The organism is Pseudobdellovibrio exovorus JSS (assembly GCF_000348725.1).
GTDB classification, from domain to species: domain Bacteria; phylum Bdellovibrionota; class Bdellovibrionia; order Bdellovibrionales; family Bdellovibrionaceae; genus Pseudobdellovibrio; species Pseudobdellovibrio exovorus.
The window spans coordinates 2,573,715-2,588,595 of the sequence record NC_020813.1 but is presented as its reverse complement, the minus strand read 5'-3'; the positions used below and the strand labels follow the sequence as shown (position 1 = coordinate 2,588,595).

Annotated in this window: 17 protein-coding genes; 7 read left to right on the top strand and 10 right to left on the bottom strand. The window is 43.2% G+C overall.

Features of this window, described 5'->3' with window-relative positions; genetic code table 11:
- Positions 1-14 precede the first annotated feature (14 nt).
- From A11Q_RS12875 to A11Q_RS12865, 3 genes are all read right to left on the bottom strand, one after another.
- A complete protein-coding gene (locus tag A11Q_RS12875; RefSeq protein ID WP_015471263.1) occupies positions 15-1,331 on the bottom strand; it encodes a thymidine phosphorylase in 1,317 nt (438 codons plus the stop codon).
- Between the two features lie 98 nt (positions 1,332-1,429).
- Positions 1,430-2,125: a deoxyribose-phosphate aldolase gene (deoC, locus tag A11Q_RS12870; RefSeq protein WP_015471262.1), complete on the bottom strand. Its 696-nt coding sequence runs from the start codon at positions 2,123-2,125 to the stop codon at positions 1,430-1,432.
- Positions 2,126-2,191: 66 nt separating this feature from the next.
- Positions 2,192-3,229 (bottom strand): type IV pilus twitching motility protein PilT, encoded by a 1,038-nt coding sequence (locus A11Q_RS12865; protein WP_015471261.1) that lies wholly within the window; start codon positions 3,227-3,229, stop codon positions 2,192-2,194.
- A 184-nt stretch (positions 3,230-3,413) separates the two neighbouring features.
- Here A11Q_RS12865 and A11Q_RS12860 point away from each other — a divergent pair, with 184 nt between their 5' ends.
- Genes A11Q_RS12860 through A11Q_RS12850 form a run of 3 tightly spaced genes read left to right on the top strand, consistent with a single transcriptional unit; the run spans position 3,414 to position 6,589 of the window.
- Positions 3,414-4,934 (top strand): Rne/Rng family ribonuclease, encoded by a 1,521-nt coding sequence (locus A11Q_RS12860; protein ID WP_015471260.1) that lies wholly within the window; start codon positions 3,414-3,416, stop codon positions 4,932-4,934.
- A gap of 59 nt (positions 4,935-4,993) precedes the next feature.
- On the top strand, positions 4,994-6,217 hold the full coding sequence (locus A11Q_RS12855; protein WP_015471259.1) for a hypothetical protein: 1,224 nt from the start codon (positions 4,994-4,996) through the stop codon (positions 6,215-6,217).
- Between the two features lie 57 nt (positions 6,218-6,274).
- Entirely contained in the window at positions 6,275-6,589 is a 315-nt protein-coding gene (locus tag A11Q_RS12850) for a YbjQ family protein (RefSeq protein WP_015471258.1), read from the top strand.
- 18 nt (positions 6,590-6,607) lie between these two features.
- Here the strand turns inward: A11Q_RS12850 and A11Q_RS12845 are convergent, their stop codons facing one another.
- Positions 6,608-7,231 carry a hypothetical protein gene (locus tag A11Q_RS12845; RefSeq protein ID WP_015471257.1) on the bottom strand — a complete coding sequence of 208 codons (624 nt, stop codon included), beginning with the start codon at positions 7,229-7,231 and terminating at the stop codon, positions 6,608-6,610.
- 76 nt (positions 7,232-7,307) lie between these two features.
- On the opposite strand from A11Q_RS12845, the gene A11Q_RS12840 reads away from it, so the two are divergent.
- The gene (locus A11Q_RS12840) at positions 7,308-7,877 is read left to right on the top strand and encodes a hypothetical protein (protein ID WP_015471256.1); all 570 of its coding nucleotides are present in this window, start codon (positions 7,308-7,310) and stop codon (positions 7,875-7,877) included.
- 12 nt (positions 7,878-7,889) lie between these two features.
- On the opposite strand, the gene A11Q_RS12835 is transcribed toward A11Q_RS12840, so the two are convergent.
- The 3 genes from A11Q_RS12835 to A11Q_RS12825 are packed head-to-tail and all read right to left on the bottom strand — an operon-like array spanning position 7,890 to position 9,992.
- Complete coding sequence (locus tag A11Q_RS12835) at positions 7,890-8,738, bottom strand: acyl-CoA desaturase (RefSeq protein WP_015471255.1); 849 nt, start codon at positions 8,736-8,738, stop codon at positions 7,890-7,892.
- Positions 8,735-9,502: a phytanoyl-CoA dioxygenase family protein gene (locus A11Q_RS12830; RefSeq protein WP_015471254.1), complete on the bottom strand. Its 768-nt coding sequence runs from the start codon at positions 9,500-9,502 to the stop codon at positions 8,735-8,737. The genes A11Q_RS12835 and A11Q_RS12830 overlap by 4 nt, the downstream gene beginning before the upstream one ends.
- Before the next feature lie 58 nt (positions 9,503-9,560).
- Entirely contained in the window at positions 9,561-9,992 is a 432-nt protein-coding gene (locus tag A11Q_RS12825; protein ID WP_015471253.1) for a hypothetical protein, read from the bottom strand.
- A gap of 172 nt (positions 9,993-10,164) precedes the next feature.
- Between A11Q_RS12825 and A11Q_RS12820 the strand changes: the two genes are divergently transcribed.
- Both A11Q_RS12820 and A11Q_RS12815 read left to right on the top strand, forming a co-directional pair.
- Positions 10,165-11,262, top strand: a complete 1,098-nt coding sequence (locus tag A11Q_RS12820; RefSeq protein ID WP_015471252.1) for a hypothetical protein — start codon at positions 10,165-10,167, stop codon at positions 11,260-11,262.
- The gene (locus A11Q_RS12815) at positions 11,259-11,933 is read left to right on the top strand and encodes a class I SAM-dependent methyltransferase (protein WP_015471251.1); all 675 of its coding nucleotides are present in this window, start codon (positions 11,259-11,261) and stop codon (positions 11,931-11,933) included. The genes A11Q_RS12820 and A11Q_RS12815 overlap by 4 nt, the downstream gene beginning before the upstream one ends.
- On the opposite strand, the gene A11Q_RS12810 is transcribed toward A11Q_RS12815, so the two are convergent.
- The 3 genes from A11Q_RS12810 to A11Q_RS12800 form a co-directional block, all read right to left on the bottom strand.
- On the bottom strand, positions 11,903-12,856 hold the full coding sequence (locus A11Q_RS12810) for a tRNA lysidine(34) synthetase (RefSeq protein ID WP_015471250.1): 954 nt from the start codon (positions 12,854-12,856) through the stop codon (positions 11,903-11,905). The genes A11Q_RS12815 and A11Q_RS12810 overlap by 31 nt on opposite strands.
- A gap of 9 nt (positions 12,857-12,865) precedes the next feature.
- Entirely contained in the window at positions 12,866-13,093 is a 228-nt protein-coding gene (locus A11Q_RS12805) for a hypothetical protein (RefSeq protein ID WP_015471249.1), read from the bottom strand.
- A 195-nt stretch (positions 13,094-13,288) separates the two neighbouring features.
- Positions 13,289-13,627, bottom strand: a complete 339-nt coding sequence (locus tag A11Q_RS12800; protein WP_015471248.1) for a hypothetical protein — start codon at positions 13,625-13,627, stop codon at positions 13,289-13,291.
- 340 nt (positions 13,628-13,967) lie between these two features.
- On the opposite strand from A11Q_RS12800, the gene A11Q_RS12795 reads away from it, so the two are divergent.
- Positions 13,968-14,459 (top strand): hypothetical protein, encoded by a 492-nt coding sequence (locus tag A11Q_RS12795; protein WP_015471247.1) that lies wholly within the window; start codon positions 13,968-13,970, stop codon positions 14,457-14,459.
- The last annotated feature ends 422 nt before the right edge of the window (positions 14,460-14,881 follow it).

Below are 14,881 nucleotides of genomic sequence, written 5' to 3'. Positions count from 1 at the left end.
GTGATGCAAATAAACTAAGTAATGATATTTTCAATCAAAACGTGATCAGCCGGTTTTTGCAAGTGGATTTCAAAGGATTCTGTTAAGGTTTTGTGAGCATTATCAAACAGTTCCGGCTCATCACCCAGAATTGTGTAAATCACATCGCCCTCTTTGACTTGGTCTCCGATTTTGACGTGAAACTCAATCCCAGAAGTGGGATTGACGGTGTCTTCCGCTTTACGGCGACCTGCGTGTAATAAAATTCCTGCAATGCCGACTTTTTCCACATTGAAAGACGAGATGTATCCACTTTTGGGCGCAAGAACATCACGTTTTTGTTTTGGTAAGACAAGCCCGTTAAGGTCTCCGCCTTGTTCGCGGCACATTTTTTTGAACACTTCCAAGGCTTTGCCAGACACCAGCATTTCTTTTGCTAAAGTGTAGGCTTCTTCTAAAGAGTTTGTTTTTCCAGAAAGATGAATCATGTGGGCAGAAAGTTGTAACGACAATTCACGCGTGTCTTCGTACAGGTCGCGACCAAAGCGATCCAGCGAGGTTTTGTTTTGCATGATCTCAACACATTCCACGACTTCTAAAACATTTCCGGCGTAACGACCGAGCGGTTGATTCATCGACGTGATCAAGGCGGTAATTTTTTTACCATAACTTTTTGCAATGTGAATTAGATCTTTTGCCAAGAGTTCTGCATCATGTGCACTTTTCATAAATGCGCCAGTGCCGTATTTGACATCCAAAACTAAACCATCAATGCCTTCGGCGATTTTTTTCGACATGATGCTGGCGCAGATTAAAGGAAAGCTTTCAACGGTGGCCGTCACATCACGAAGAGCATAGATTTTTTTATCAGCGGGACAGATGTCTTTTGTTTGTCCGATGAAGCACGTACCGATTTTTTTTGTGATCTCGATAAATTTTTCAAGGCTTTGTTGAGTGTTAAAACCGGGAATACTTTCTAACTTATCCAGCGTTCCGCCGGTGTGTCCTAAGCCACGACCTGAAATCATAGGAACATAAACACCAGCTGCTGCGACCACAGGGCCCAGAATCAAACTGGTTTTGTCACCGACGCCACCCGTGGAATGTTTGTCGACCTTAAAGCCAGGGATCGAACTGGTATCTACAGTAATTCCTGAGTGCAACATGGTGCTGGTTAAAGCCACGCTTTCTTCGGGACTCATTCCGTTAAAGTATATCGCCATCAGCAATGCTGACATTTGATAGTCAGGAATTTTGCCTTGGGTGTAAGAGTTGATAAAGAATTCAATCTCTTCTGAAGTCAGAACAAGATTGTTGCGTTTTTTTTTGATAATTTCTGCAGGAAGTAGCATCTCTCAGAGATAGCACCGTTAAGACTAAAACTCAATCAATGTAAGTCTGGGCGCTATCAAGGACTAGCTTCTGGGACTAGTTTAAAAAGTAGTTAGATTTAATAGGCGGCTTTGTTTGCGGCTTCTTGGCCTTTAACTAAAAGCACTCCAGAGCTTGTTCCTAAACGAGTGGCACCAGCTTCAATCATTTTTGCGGCAGTGGCCAAATCACGGATACCACCACTGGCCTTTACTTGTGCTTTGCCATTAACAGTCGCTTTCATTAAAAGCACATCCTCAACAGTGGCTCCACCTGTACTAAAACCCGTTGAGGTTTTAACGAAATGGGCTCCGGCGGTCACACTGATTTCGCAGGCTTTTTTCTTTTCTTCTTCCGTTAACAAGCACGTTTCTAGAATCACTTTAACGATTTTTCCCTCTGCTGCGCGCACAACAGACTGAATTTCTTTTTCAACGTAAGAGTACTCTTGTGCTTTCAAGGCACCGATATTTAAAACCATATCGACTTCATGTGCACCAAGGTTCAAGGCGCGCCCTGTTTCGAAAGCCTTTACAGAGGACTCTGCTGTTCCTAAAGGAAAGCCAACAACGCTACAGATATTTACTTTTGAATTTTTTAAAACTTCACGGCAAGTGGTGATCATCCACGAATTTACACAGACCGAAAAGAAGTGATGGGTAAGAGCCTCTTCGCAAAGAACACGAACCTGATGTTTAGTGGCTTCGGGTTTAAGAAGAGTGTGGTCAATATAAGTCGCGATCGACTGAGGCTTGCTAAAATCAAAAGTTACCATAGTGTTAAAAAATAACACTATGGCTTTTAAAACTCAACAGAAGTCAAAGGGCCGGATGGGCGATTTTTAAGCCGCGTCTTTTCCTAAGAAAGTTTTGGCATCGGCTAATGTGATAAGACCCTTTTTAACAAGGTCGTCCACGTATTTTTCATAAAGCACCATGCCATGGGCAGCGCTGGTTTGAATAATAGATGGGATTTGGTGAATCTTACCTTCACGGATTAAGTTCCCAATGGCTTTGGTTCCCTTCATGATTTCAAAAGCAGCAACACGGCCCTGTCCGTCAGCACGAGTAAACAAAGATTGAGCTACTATCCCGCGGATAGACTCCGATAACATCGTACGGATCTGACCTTGTTGGCCCTGTGGGAAAACGTCGATAATACGATCCACGGTTTTCGCCGCCGAGCTGGTATGAAGTGTTCCGAAAACTAAGTGTCCCGTTTCGGCTGCGGTCAACGCCAGTGAAATTGTTTCTAAGTCACGAAGCTCACCCACCAGAATGATATCTGGATCTTCACGAAGTGCGGCTTTTAAAGCGTTGGCAAAAGTTTTTGTATGCGAGCCAACTTCACGTTGATTCACTAATGATTTTAAATTTGGATGCACGAACTCGATAGGATCTTCTACCGTCAGAATATGTGCTTCGCGAGTGGCGTTGATATGTTGAATCATCGCAGCCAGCGTTGTCGACTTACCTGAACCTGTTGGACCTGTAACCAAAATCAAACCGCGATCCGCATCGACTAAATCGATAATAGCCGGAGGCAAATTTAACTCTTGTGCGGTTTTAATTTTTTCAGGAATCGTTCTGAAAACGGCTCCTAAACCTTTACGTTGCATGAAGACGTTACAGCGGAATCGCCCGAGCCCTTCGACAACGTAGGCGAAATCGAGCTCCCATTTTTCAACGAAGGCTTTCTTTTGCTTTTCAGTTAGGATTTCGAAAATAAGACCTTGAACATCTTGATTGCTTAATTGGCGGTAATTCAGCGGTGACATGTTGCCGTGTAAACGCAGAAACGGAGGAGCGCCACTTGTTAAGTGTAAATCTGATGCTTTTTGTTCGACCATTAATCTAAAAAGATCATCGATAGTAGCCATTTGCTATTCTCCAGTTTGCTTATCACTCTTTTATTCGGTACAAATGGAGATATTTTTAACAGGCCCTAGGTCTAAAACGCCCAGAGTGGCAAAAGCTAGGTCCTCAGCTCAAAAAATACGCATCCATGGCCAAACTCATGGGCGTTATGAGCGAAAGCAGAACCAAGACAGAAAAGAGGTCCAAATGTCTGCTGAGATTTTGATTAACGTCCGCCCCCTAGAAACTCGGGTTGCCTATGTTGAAGCGGGCACCTTGATGGATTTAAAGATCGAACGTAAAACTTCACCGACTTTGGTCGGGACCATTCACCGCGGAATCATCACTCGCGTATTACCTGGCATGCAGGCGGCCTTTGTCGACATCGGTTTAGATAAAGCGGCGTTTTTGTATGTGGGGGATATTCTTACGGATGGAAAAGATTTTTTTGAAGATGAAGATCACCATCACGAAGGCGCGGCGGATGAAACAGAAGACAGCCGTCCTTCGCGTGAAATTAAAACTCCGATTCAAGATCTGATCAAAGAAGGTCAGCATTTGATGGTGCAAGTGGCGAAAGATCCATTGGGCACGAAAGGGGCGCGCATCACGACTCATATCTCTTTGCCGGGTCGGGGTGTGGTTTACATGCCTTACGTGAAGCACACAGGTATTTCGCGCAAGATTGAAGATGAAGAAGAAAAAGAGCGCCTTAAAAAATTAGTACAAAAAATTAATCCTTCTGGTGGAGTGATTGTCAGAACTGCCGCCGAAGGCGCTAGCGAAGAGTCTCTGCGCACGGACATCGAGTATCTTGATCGTCTTAGTAAAGAGATTCAAAAGAACTATGAAAAAAGAAAAACCGCAGGACAAGTACACGCCGAGCTTGATGTCGAGCTACGCGCCCTTCGCGACATGATGAACGAAAACGTCACAACGGTTTGGGTAGATAATGTTGAGGTTTACAAAAAAGTTACGAAGTTCGTAACTCAGTTGATGCCGAAGTATCGCCAGAACATTATCTTATATGAAGAAAAGAAACCGCTTTTCGATTTGTATGACATTGATCTTGAAATTTCACGGGCGATGGAGCGAAAAGTTTGGTTGAAGTCCGGCGGCTACATTGTTTTAGATGAAGCGGAAGCGCTGGTGGTGATTGACATCAATACAGGTCGCTACGTCGGTAAAAAAGATCTAGAAGACACGATTTTAAAAACTAACTTAGAAGCAGTAAAAGAAATCGCTCACCAGCTGCGTGTGCGCAATGTCGGTGGAATTATCATCATCGACTTTATTGATATGGAAAAACAAGTGCACCGTGAACAGGTGATGCAGGCTCTGGAAGAAGAGTTACGCAAAGACCGCAGTCGCACCAATATCATATCTATGTCTGAGCTGGGCTTAGTCGAGATGACGCGTAAACGCACGCGTCCAAGTTTAATCAAACGCCTATGTCAGCCCTGTTCTTACTGTGATGGCAAAGGCTACATCAAACGCACGAACACCATCGCGGGCGAAATCTTCCGTGAATTGGAAAGACAAATCAGCTTGGTCGATCCGAACCGCAAATTAGGTGTGATCGTTCACTGCCATGCCGAGATCGTGGATTGGGTTTACGAAAGTGAATCAGAAACATTGGACTCTTTAGAAAAAAGATTGGGCCGCTCGATCGCTTTCAAAATCGAACCGAGCTACCACACAGAGCAGTACGAAATTTTTACGGAGTAGAAAAAGGTGCCAGGCCCTGTTTACGGACGCAGCGCAAAAGCGGCATGAAAGGATAAGATATGAAGCTTATTTTGAATATTTTAATAGTGATGGCATTCCCACTCTGTGCGAATGCTTTGCCGAGCTACAATGAGCCCGAAATATTGGCGCGTGCTAATGGCTACGATACGTATAATTTGCCACAGCCCAGTTACCTGAACAGCACGTCTGTGGCGATCAGTGATCGTGGGGATGTGGCTTTTAAGCTGATGAGTTTTTCTGAGCGTGGCAATCAGGGCTATTGGTTTAAGACCGCCGCAGAAAAAGCGGGACGCGTGGTGTATGAAGCGCCAGAGAACGAATACCTAAGTGATCCACGTTTGAACAGTAACGGACAACTTTCATTTTCTGTTTTCAATGAAGTGAAAAGCTTGGGTGTTTTTGTCTACGATGCCAATACGCAGACGACAGAACATGTTTTAAAGCCATCGGCTACTTTGAAACTGAATTACTTTGGTGATCCACAACTGACAACTCAAGGAGAACTGTTCTTCCGTGGTGTCGATGCAGATAATAATCGTCAGTTCTATAAACTTGCAAATGGACAAGTGACTCGTCTGATTGCAGAGGGTGAAAAGCCATCGTTATCAGATGCATTGCCGTTTTCTTTCCTATTTCGTGCGACGCCGAATACCGCGGGAAAGATCGCATTCAAAACACGTCTTGGCCCTGCGGGCGAGTGGTCAGAGTCGGCTCCGGACGCCGTTGTGGTATTAGATACCAACAATCCGTTGGCTCAACCTGAAATCATTGCGGCTGATCGCGATCTGGATGCGAACTCTGCTTATGAATGGTTTGGCAACGTGGTGTCTTTGTCTGAAAACGGAAAACACATCTTGTTCGTAACACGCATTCAAAATAAGAAAGCGATTGTTAAAGTGACAGATGGTGTACACACGATATTGGCAAAAGAGGGCGAAGCGGGCATCAGTGTTATCGAGCCATTCAATCCGAAGATCAACAACAACGGAGTTGCCGTCTTCAGAGCCTTCGATCAGAAAAAATTACGCGGAATTTATGTTGCCGATGAGTCAGGGTTAAATCGTCTGACAGGTGAAGGCGATATGTTGATTTCTGACCTAGGAAAATCATTTGTATTAGCAGAGCCAAGTTTCCCAGGTTTGGCTGGAGATGTGGATATCAACAATAGCAATGAAGTGGTTTTCGCCTGTGTGCTAAAGTCTGCGTATACAGAACGTGAAATATGGGGCTCTGCCGTTTACCGAATTGCACCTGTAAAATAGTAAGTAAAACAAAACAGCAAAACACGAGTCGATAAAATAAAATCACAAGGAGGCCAAATGCAAACAACGAATTTAGATCACATCCCAGGAAAAAAAATCACAGCACATCATGGTTTAGTTATGGGTAACACAGTTCGCACGAAACACATTGGTCGCGATTTTTTTGCAGGACTTAAAAACATCGTTGGTGGTGAGCTTAAAGGCTACACCGAGCTGATGGTAGAAAGCCGTGAAGAAGCTTTATCCCGTTTGATCGAAAGCGCCCGCAAACTTGGTGCGAACGCCGTTGTGAACATTCGTTTTAGCACCAGTGATGTGGCTCCGACAGCAGCAGAAGTGTTGGCCTACGGCACAGCTGTTACGATCGAATAATATTTAATCGAGTCATATTTAAAACGTAATTGTTTCTATAGAAGAACTCTGCAAATCGCGCAGGGTTCTAACACACTGAAATTGGATTTGAGCATCGGGATTCTGTTTAAGATAAAGAATCTTTTGAAATGACAGCGGATCAACAACCGAAGGCACAACCTGCACAAAAACATCAGAAACTTGAAATTCATTTTTAAAGGCGGCGCGCTTGTTGATCTGCTTTAAAGAGTTGGCAGCAAAGGGACCTTGTCGTGAAACAAAAATAAAATCTAGAGGTTTGTTACACACTTTCAGTTGATGGGGCAATATGTAGTCAGAGCCTAAAAACTGAAACCGCTGTGGGGTGCGAATTTGCGGATTGTAATAGGTACGGTTTAACAGGCGATAGCTATTTTGCGGCCAGGCTGTTCGGCGATAGATGCCCGCACAGGAAATAAAAGTATCATTTTGATCATACAGGGCGTGAAACATCAGATGATGATCGATGTCTAAGCTTTGCGGTGAGTAGTTGTTCGAAAGTCTATCTTGCGAGGTTAAGACATTTTGGAAGTCCACTGTAAACTTCTGGTAGGCTTCTGGATTTAATAAATCGTTTTCCACGATATTCAGAAGGCGATAGTTCTTATCAATTTCGGACCACATAAAAAAATTATCGGATTCTTTTTAAGCTAAAACAAGTGTATATTAAAGTTTCAAGCTTTGTTGTTAAGGGAGCAAAATGTTCACAGAATCATTCGAAGACTTCTTTTCATTGCAGTTGCCAACGATTGACATTAATACCGAGCAGCTCACATGGCACCGCTACAACCCTAGAAAAGAGATCGCTCGCTGGGGCTCAAGTATTACCTCTTTAGATGGTAAAAACACAGGTGTTCCTGATTTAGATAGCATTTACGAGTATAATAAAGAGTACAAGACATCTTATAAAGAGACAGACTTTCGCACCTTGACTGAAGCTGGTAAGGCCTTTGAATTCCTTTTGCCAGATTTCGATTTAGGTCGCTCGCACTTTATCAAGTTAGGCTCTGGTGGCCACTTTCCCTTCCATCGCGATTTGGGTATGGACTCTTTTCGCCTTATTTACTGTATACAAGGCTGTCATCCGACTAATTTCGTTTGGATTCAAAATGGGCGCACGCTGCCTTTACAAGATCGCCGTTGGTATTACGTGAACACGAAGATGCCACATGCAACTTTTGCTTTTAATCCCTGCGTTTTTGCCGTCTTCAATGTGGTGAACAACGAAAAATCATTTAATAGTTTAAAACGCCATCTAGAAATAAAATAGATGAAATAAAACCTAAGTTGTCTGTGTCTGCACGGCGGGTGCGGGCTTTGCTGGAGCGCCCGATTTTTTGCGCAGTTTGATTGGCCAAATCATCAGACGAGTTAAATCTAGCTCCCACCATTTTTCTGAGTAGTAGTGCGTGTAAGGCCTATTGTGATGGTTGTTGTGCCAGCCTTGTCCAAAGCCGAAGTAGCCGAGCCACCAAATATTAGTGGAGTTGTCGTTGATATCATAATTGCGATAGCCCAGATTTCTTTTATGACAGAAAAGATCCACACAGTTTTCCGTGTGCATCGAAATAAAAGAAGGCAGTACAAAGCCGAAGAGGCCTAAGCGCCAGTCGATAAGAGTTGCCAGAACAATCACAGTCCAGAAAATCTTGTTGTAGTGCTTGTGTAAGAAGACCTGATAGGGATCTTGTAAAAGATCACGGCACTGTTTGAATGTGACCTTAGATGGATTTAAGTACATCTGCCAACCGACATAGGCCATGAAGTTTCCATGAATAGGACTGTGCAGATCTTTTTCGGTATCGGCATAGGGGTGATGTAATCCGCGATGGACAGCAACCCAAAATAAACTAGAGCCCTGTCCTGCAAAAAGACCAAAGAAAGTCAGCACTCTTTCAACCCACTTCGGAGTTAAAAAAGCTTTGTGTGATAAAAGCCGATGGTAACCAACGGCAATACCATATCCACCGATGCAGAGCCACCCGATGATCAAGATCAAAAGGTTCATCCAACTGAAATTCGCAATAAAAAGATAAAGAGCAAATGGTGCTAGCAAATTAATTGGCAGAAAGATTTTTAGAAAGTGAGGAGCTAGTGGGGGTGTTCGTGGCTGATGGTTTTGTTCACTCATGTCAGGCCGCCGATAGAGCCACGTGCTTGAATTTGTGAATAGCTATTTCCAGCGCGGTCGACTCCTGAAATCAAGTAGCTCTCGCGTCCGTCCAAAGGAGTATCTGTTATTTTCACGCTGGATTGAAGATAGCGCAAGGTGATGCCAATGCGGGGTTTGGTGCTGCGATTTGGTCCCGAGCGATGGGGAACATGGCTAGCAAAACCGCAGAGTTCATTTTCTTTCATCTGAATCAAATGAGGTTTGCGGCCGCCGAACTCTTTTTCAGAAATTTCATGTTCGAAGAAAAAGTGATCTTTATCGCGTTTAACATGTTCGTAGTATTTCGGATCATTTAAGTGCGGAATGATTTCTAATCCACCATTTTCTTCAGTCATCTCGGTCAGTGAAAAAAATAAAATCAAAGCATCAGGAGGGAAAAGAACTTCGTTGCGCATCCAAAAGTGGGAATCAATATGCCAACCCACTTGATAGTCGGACATCGGGGGTTTGTAACAGACGCCAATAGACCAAAAAACTAAATCTTCACCTAGAATGGGTTGCACCACATCCATGAGTTCACGGCGATCTACCCAATCTGCGATGGCAGGGCGAAAACGAATATCATTGGCAAAATTTAAATAGCGTTGAGGTTCTGGAACGCTTTCAGCTAGATTTAAAAAGTAAGACTGAATTTTTTTGAAGTTGGATTCAGAAAACAAAGGACCATCTTTTTTAAAGAAAAAGTCCTTTTGGAATTGCGAAGATAGGTTTTGATTCAGCATATTTTAGATAAAACTTTATAAAATCGCTTATAAAACCAAAGAGGCACGAACAAATCTCTTAAACAGATTTCTTGTTGTTGAGCACATCCTCAATTTTATTTGAAACGAATGTTTTCGCTTCTTCTAAAGCGAGTTGATTAAATTTCTTCCATTTTCTTTCTGCTGGCTGAGACAGATGGCGGGCCATCTCTTCAATGTCTGCAGGAGAAAAGTGGTTGGCTGCCAGATCGCGGAAGACCTGCTGAATTTGCTCAGCACCTTCAGTGGTTAAAGCATTCCACTGTTCTTCTGTCAGGTTAGCATGTTTTGGATTTCTTCTAATAACCGAATCCAAAAGGCGATCTGCTTGCGTGGACAGATCAGACTTTAACAACACTGTATCAATGTCTGAAGTATTGCTAGAAGTGAGTTTTGTACGCGTTAGCAAAGAAACCAAAAAGGCTCCGCCAGCCGCAAAAAATAAGCTACGACGATTTGTATTCTGTCCCATATAATAAAATGATACAGGTAAGCCATTTCAAATAACAAGCAAAACATCTAAATTCCCCTGAATTCTGAGTGAAATTCTCAGATTGTGTCGAAATTGTATCCAGTCTTGAAAAGGGCTGATACAATTCAGAAAAGCCCCTACACTGAAAAGATAAAATTATTCGGGAGCACCTTTGTACTCTAAAAAGGACGCAGCACAATCCATGAATAGCTCTGCTGAGATAGCCCTAGATGAGGTCCAGTCCTCGTCTCCTATGCTATCGACGTCTTTGCCGGCATCTTTATCGACGGCTCATCGAAAAATATCTTTGCCGACGATGGCTCTTTTCTTTTTTGCAGTCTTAGGGTTATGCGATATCTTCTTTCCGTTTGCTATGACTCCGGCGCAGCGGCTCTTTTTAGATTTTGCAGCCCTTTATGGCTTTGCCTCTGCGGTCCATGTGATTTTTCCAATTTGGCTGATGGAGCGCAGTGGGGACTTTCGTGAACTGGTCGAAACGAATGTGGGACCGATCCAAACTGTACGTTTCAAATTGCTTTTAATCTTCTTGGCTTTTTGCGGAAGTATTTTTGCCGTTTGTTATTATGGCTCGCCTTTTTGGGTGAAGACGGTCTTATTGGCGCAGGCCATTTGGGGTGTTTGGCATTACCTGACTCAAACTCGGGGTTTGTATCACGCCACAGTTCTGCGCCAGCCGCGTTCCGTGTATCAACACACGTTGAATGTTTTAAAGGTTTTCGTTCTGGTTATTTTTGGCTGTCGAATGCTGCGTATGGGAGTTTTGGCTTACGAACTTCAAAATGAGAAAGTCTTGTACTACATCGGGATATCTTTGTATTGGGTGGCGGCTCTACTTTTAGGGTATATCTTGATTCGTACAGCATTGATTCGCACCAGTGAGGGGCGGCAATTTTGGGTGTTATCGCGATTTTTTATGTGGTTGATGACAGCTTTCACTCCGATTTCTGCCTATGGGGTGAATGCCATTCACGGAGCTGAATATTACGAGCTGACCCGAAAGATAGAAGACCGCAGTTTACAGAAAAGAACGAATCATATCTTTGCTGTTGGTTTTTTAAGTTTTCTTTTTCTGTTTGGTCTTTTAGGGATTTTTGAAATCACCCGTTTTTTTGAAGAGTATCGCCTTTTAAGTGCGGCTATTCTGGCTTTTTCACTCTCCGTTTCGAATACTCATTTCGTTTTGGATGGTTGGATTTATAAAATGAAAAACGAGCAATCACGAGTTCTGATGAAAAGGTTTTTGCAATGACAAATCCCTATCGCAGACCCGAAGTGGGGAGAAGCTGGCTTCAGCACATGCAGGAAAAACCAGACAGTTATCATATCCGCTTTAACCAAAATCTGATCGGAAAGTGGTTGCAACAAAGCGGACCCTTTCAAACTGTTCTTGAGGTTGGTTGCGGGGATGGTTTCCTAAGCCAGTTGCCACAATTGCAAAAATCCATCTACACCGGAATTGATGATTCCGCGGTGTTTATTGAGCATGCTCAGCAAAATCTAAAGCGCCCCAACATCCACTTTCAACAGGCCGACTTGCTGTCGATGGATCTGCAACACAAGTACGACCGCATTTTTTCGGTGATGGTGTGGTCAGAACTGGAAAACATACAGGTCGCATTTACACAATTAAAGAAGCATTTGTCAGATAAGGGCCAAGCTCTGGTGGTGGTGCCTAGTCTTAAAAACCCCGAAATTTGGTATTCACGAGGGCAATTATCAGCGCCAAAAACTTTAGAAATTCCCTACGGACATGAGAAGTTCGGATTTAGCTCTGTAAGGATTTTCCTGCACAGTGAACGCGAACTCAAAGAAGCGAGCCTTGCTGCGGGATTGAAGTTTCGCTTGTACGATGACATTGAGCCGCTATTGGCTCCGGATGGATCAAGTCCTTATTCGGCCATTGAACTCTTAAAAATCTGACGGGCGATAGAGTCATTTTCATCAATCAAAAAAAACTGGTTCAGATCATAAACTGGCAGTGGGCCATAGATATGGCGATACTGTTGGTTGTAAGATTCGGTCGAGCCACCTTGGTTGTCGAAAGAAATTTTCAACTGCTCATAGCCATGCCATTTTTGCTGTCGAGCGGGACGGTCCACAATAGAAAAACCAGCCTCGCGATAAATTTGTAATTTATTCTGATAGAACTCAGAGTGTTTTGCTGTCCAATTCGTTTGATAAAACTCTTTTTTAGAAACAGATGTGTGAGCCATAAAAGAAAATGTCAGCTCAGGAGTATAATAGTGAAAGTAGGGAATGCCTTTTCTTTGTGTAGCCAAAAAGTAGCGCCAATAACTAAAATCGCGATCTTTTGGACACGCTAGTTCGACGTGATCCTGTGGGGATTCAAAGCGCAGAATTTCACCGCCCAGCACGGGTTCACCCTTCACCTGACTTAGAAAGTGAATGTACAGCGCGCGTTCCGCAGACAGAGTCCGATACTTTGAAGACAAAGAAAGATGCTGTTCTTGTTTTAGAAACTCTACGGGATCGATTTCAATTTTCTGCAAAGGGACATTGTGTTCGCTACAAAAATCAAGGGCGTGTTGAATGTCGTAAAGATTCAGATCATTTGAAAAAACCATGATCGCAGCTCGAAAGGGCACCTTCGCTGCCAAAAAAGCTAAAGCCATGGCTTCACTGTCTAAGCCACCGCTTAGACACAAAACGGGATCGCGAAGTCTTTCACCAATGAGCTGAGCTGCACGGACAGCTTCATCAAAAGGCTTTTCTGGAAAGCGTTCTAGCTTGCCGATTTGGATTTTATGATGATGAGGGTGAAGCTCATCAGGCTCAAGAACCGATTTTAAGTGGTTTTTATAAAAGTATTCAAAATCGATCACAGGATGAATTTACGGGATGAACTTAACCGCGCTCACTTTGTAAGCCACAAAGCCTTCGCAGTTTAAAGCAACTAAATGAGAAGCTTTTTGTTTGTCTTCCAGTTTTGCTTTTCTAGATTTCTTTTGCGGAGTTGAGTCAGGAGGTGCCCACGCCGTTGTTGTTGTCGCTACCGCTGACGATTTTATGTCAACAAGGTCTTGAGCAAAGGCCGCATGGTTTTTAGATAATGTTCTCATGGTGAACTCCCTAACTAAGAAAGATTATCTCATAACATTTTCGTCTGTGCAAACTGGACCAAATTGAGATGGCTAATGGAATTGGCAATAGGAGCTTTTGATTAATGGTAAGAGTACGTGCAAGAGTACAGAAGCTGAAAATAAAAAAGGCCCCCATTTGGGAGCCCGAGTAAAGGGAGGCTGCGGTGGGAACGCTTAAGGTCTGATACAGTCCTGCACGCTGGGAGGGCAAACAATCCGGCCAGCAGAACCATTCGAGCCTTGAGCAGGGGTTTTGTCGACAAGGACTAAACCTCCGCAGTCTTTAATCTTAATTGTACGATCGGAAATCAAGCGACCTTCGTCTTTTTCACTGTAGTGAACATTACGAGTCGACTTCACGACTAAAAGCACTTCGCGTTCTACACACTGGGATGTATCCACCTGCACCGTTGTTTCGGTAGACTCTGTCGTGGTTGTTTGAGCCTTGGCAACAACAGCTCCCAGCAGCACAGCAAAGACGCCAGCCATTAAAACGGAATTTTTCATACGCATAAAATCCTCTTTCTATCTTTAAGTTCTGAACGAGTTGTTTCGTTGCCTCTGTGACCCAAACGGCTGCACAGAAGACTATGGGATTCAGTCAAAGCAAAGACCGCTCCACTGTTAGAACGAACCAGAATCAATTAAAAAGGATTTAAAGTGTCTTAAAATAAGACAGTGGCCGCAAAAGGGCTGAGGGAAGCTCTTTCGAGATCGTTTATGTATCTAAAAAAAAAGAAGCCTCTGATGTTTAGACAACAATGATGTTTTTACAACAATACAATGGAAAACAAAAAATACTCGAGAGACTCATAAAAATACTTTATGTTGGGCTTCTGCAAAAGGAGTCCACATGCGCCAAGCATTTATTCTGACACTTATGGGCCTTATTTTTTCTCAAACACTTCTGGCTCAAGCGGGCTACTCTACCTTGGGTGTTGCCAACGGTCTTTACGAAGGACAGGGTAAACTCATTTCTAAAACCGCGTTTGTACCTAATTTGAATTTTAAATCTGTACGTCGTCTTGAGGCGGGCATTATCCAAGCTCATACAAAAGCATATCTGTTAGGACATGTTATTGCCGAGGCAAAAGCCTCATTAAAAGTTCGTCCGTTGGATGATACGCGGTTCGAACTTTTAGACTTGAACAATCAGCAGAGGGTGTGCGGCCAAGGCGTCTGTACTAACGGGAACTGCACCTTTACAGCGACAGTTATGAACGGTGAACTCACTTTAACCGAAACATGGGTTTCCTCTGCAACTGGCTTTGCTGTCATCAACGCCTCACAAATTTTTAAAGGCACAAAAGCCCAATACGAAGGTAAATTTTCAGTTCAAAGATAAATTAACGCTGCTAAAACAACGCAAAAAGAATTAATGGTTAAAGTAGACAAAACGGTTGAGTGGAATTTTTCTGTACCAGAATATAAGAAATAAAAATTTTAAAAAATGTGTGTTGTTGAGATAAGTATATCTTCGTGGAAAAGTTGAATTTGATCTATATTTGAAGAGGCGGGGAAAATAACCGTAAACGAGGCGTTGAGATCATTAGTATTTAAATTATATGCCGACTGCGACGATAAAGGTGCGGGCGTAGCAGATGTCTTAATATTTCTTGCGGCAACAACTTTCTGGTTTTTATCGACAGCAATTACTTTGTAGGTAATGTAATTAAATTTTTCGCATAAGGATGGTGTAGAGTCACAATGACCTTCTTTAAGGCTCTGAAGAAACTTTTTGGTGGCTGAAAACTTTAAGTGTGTATA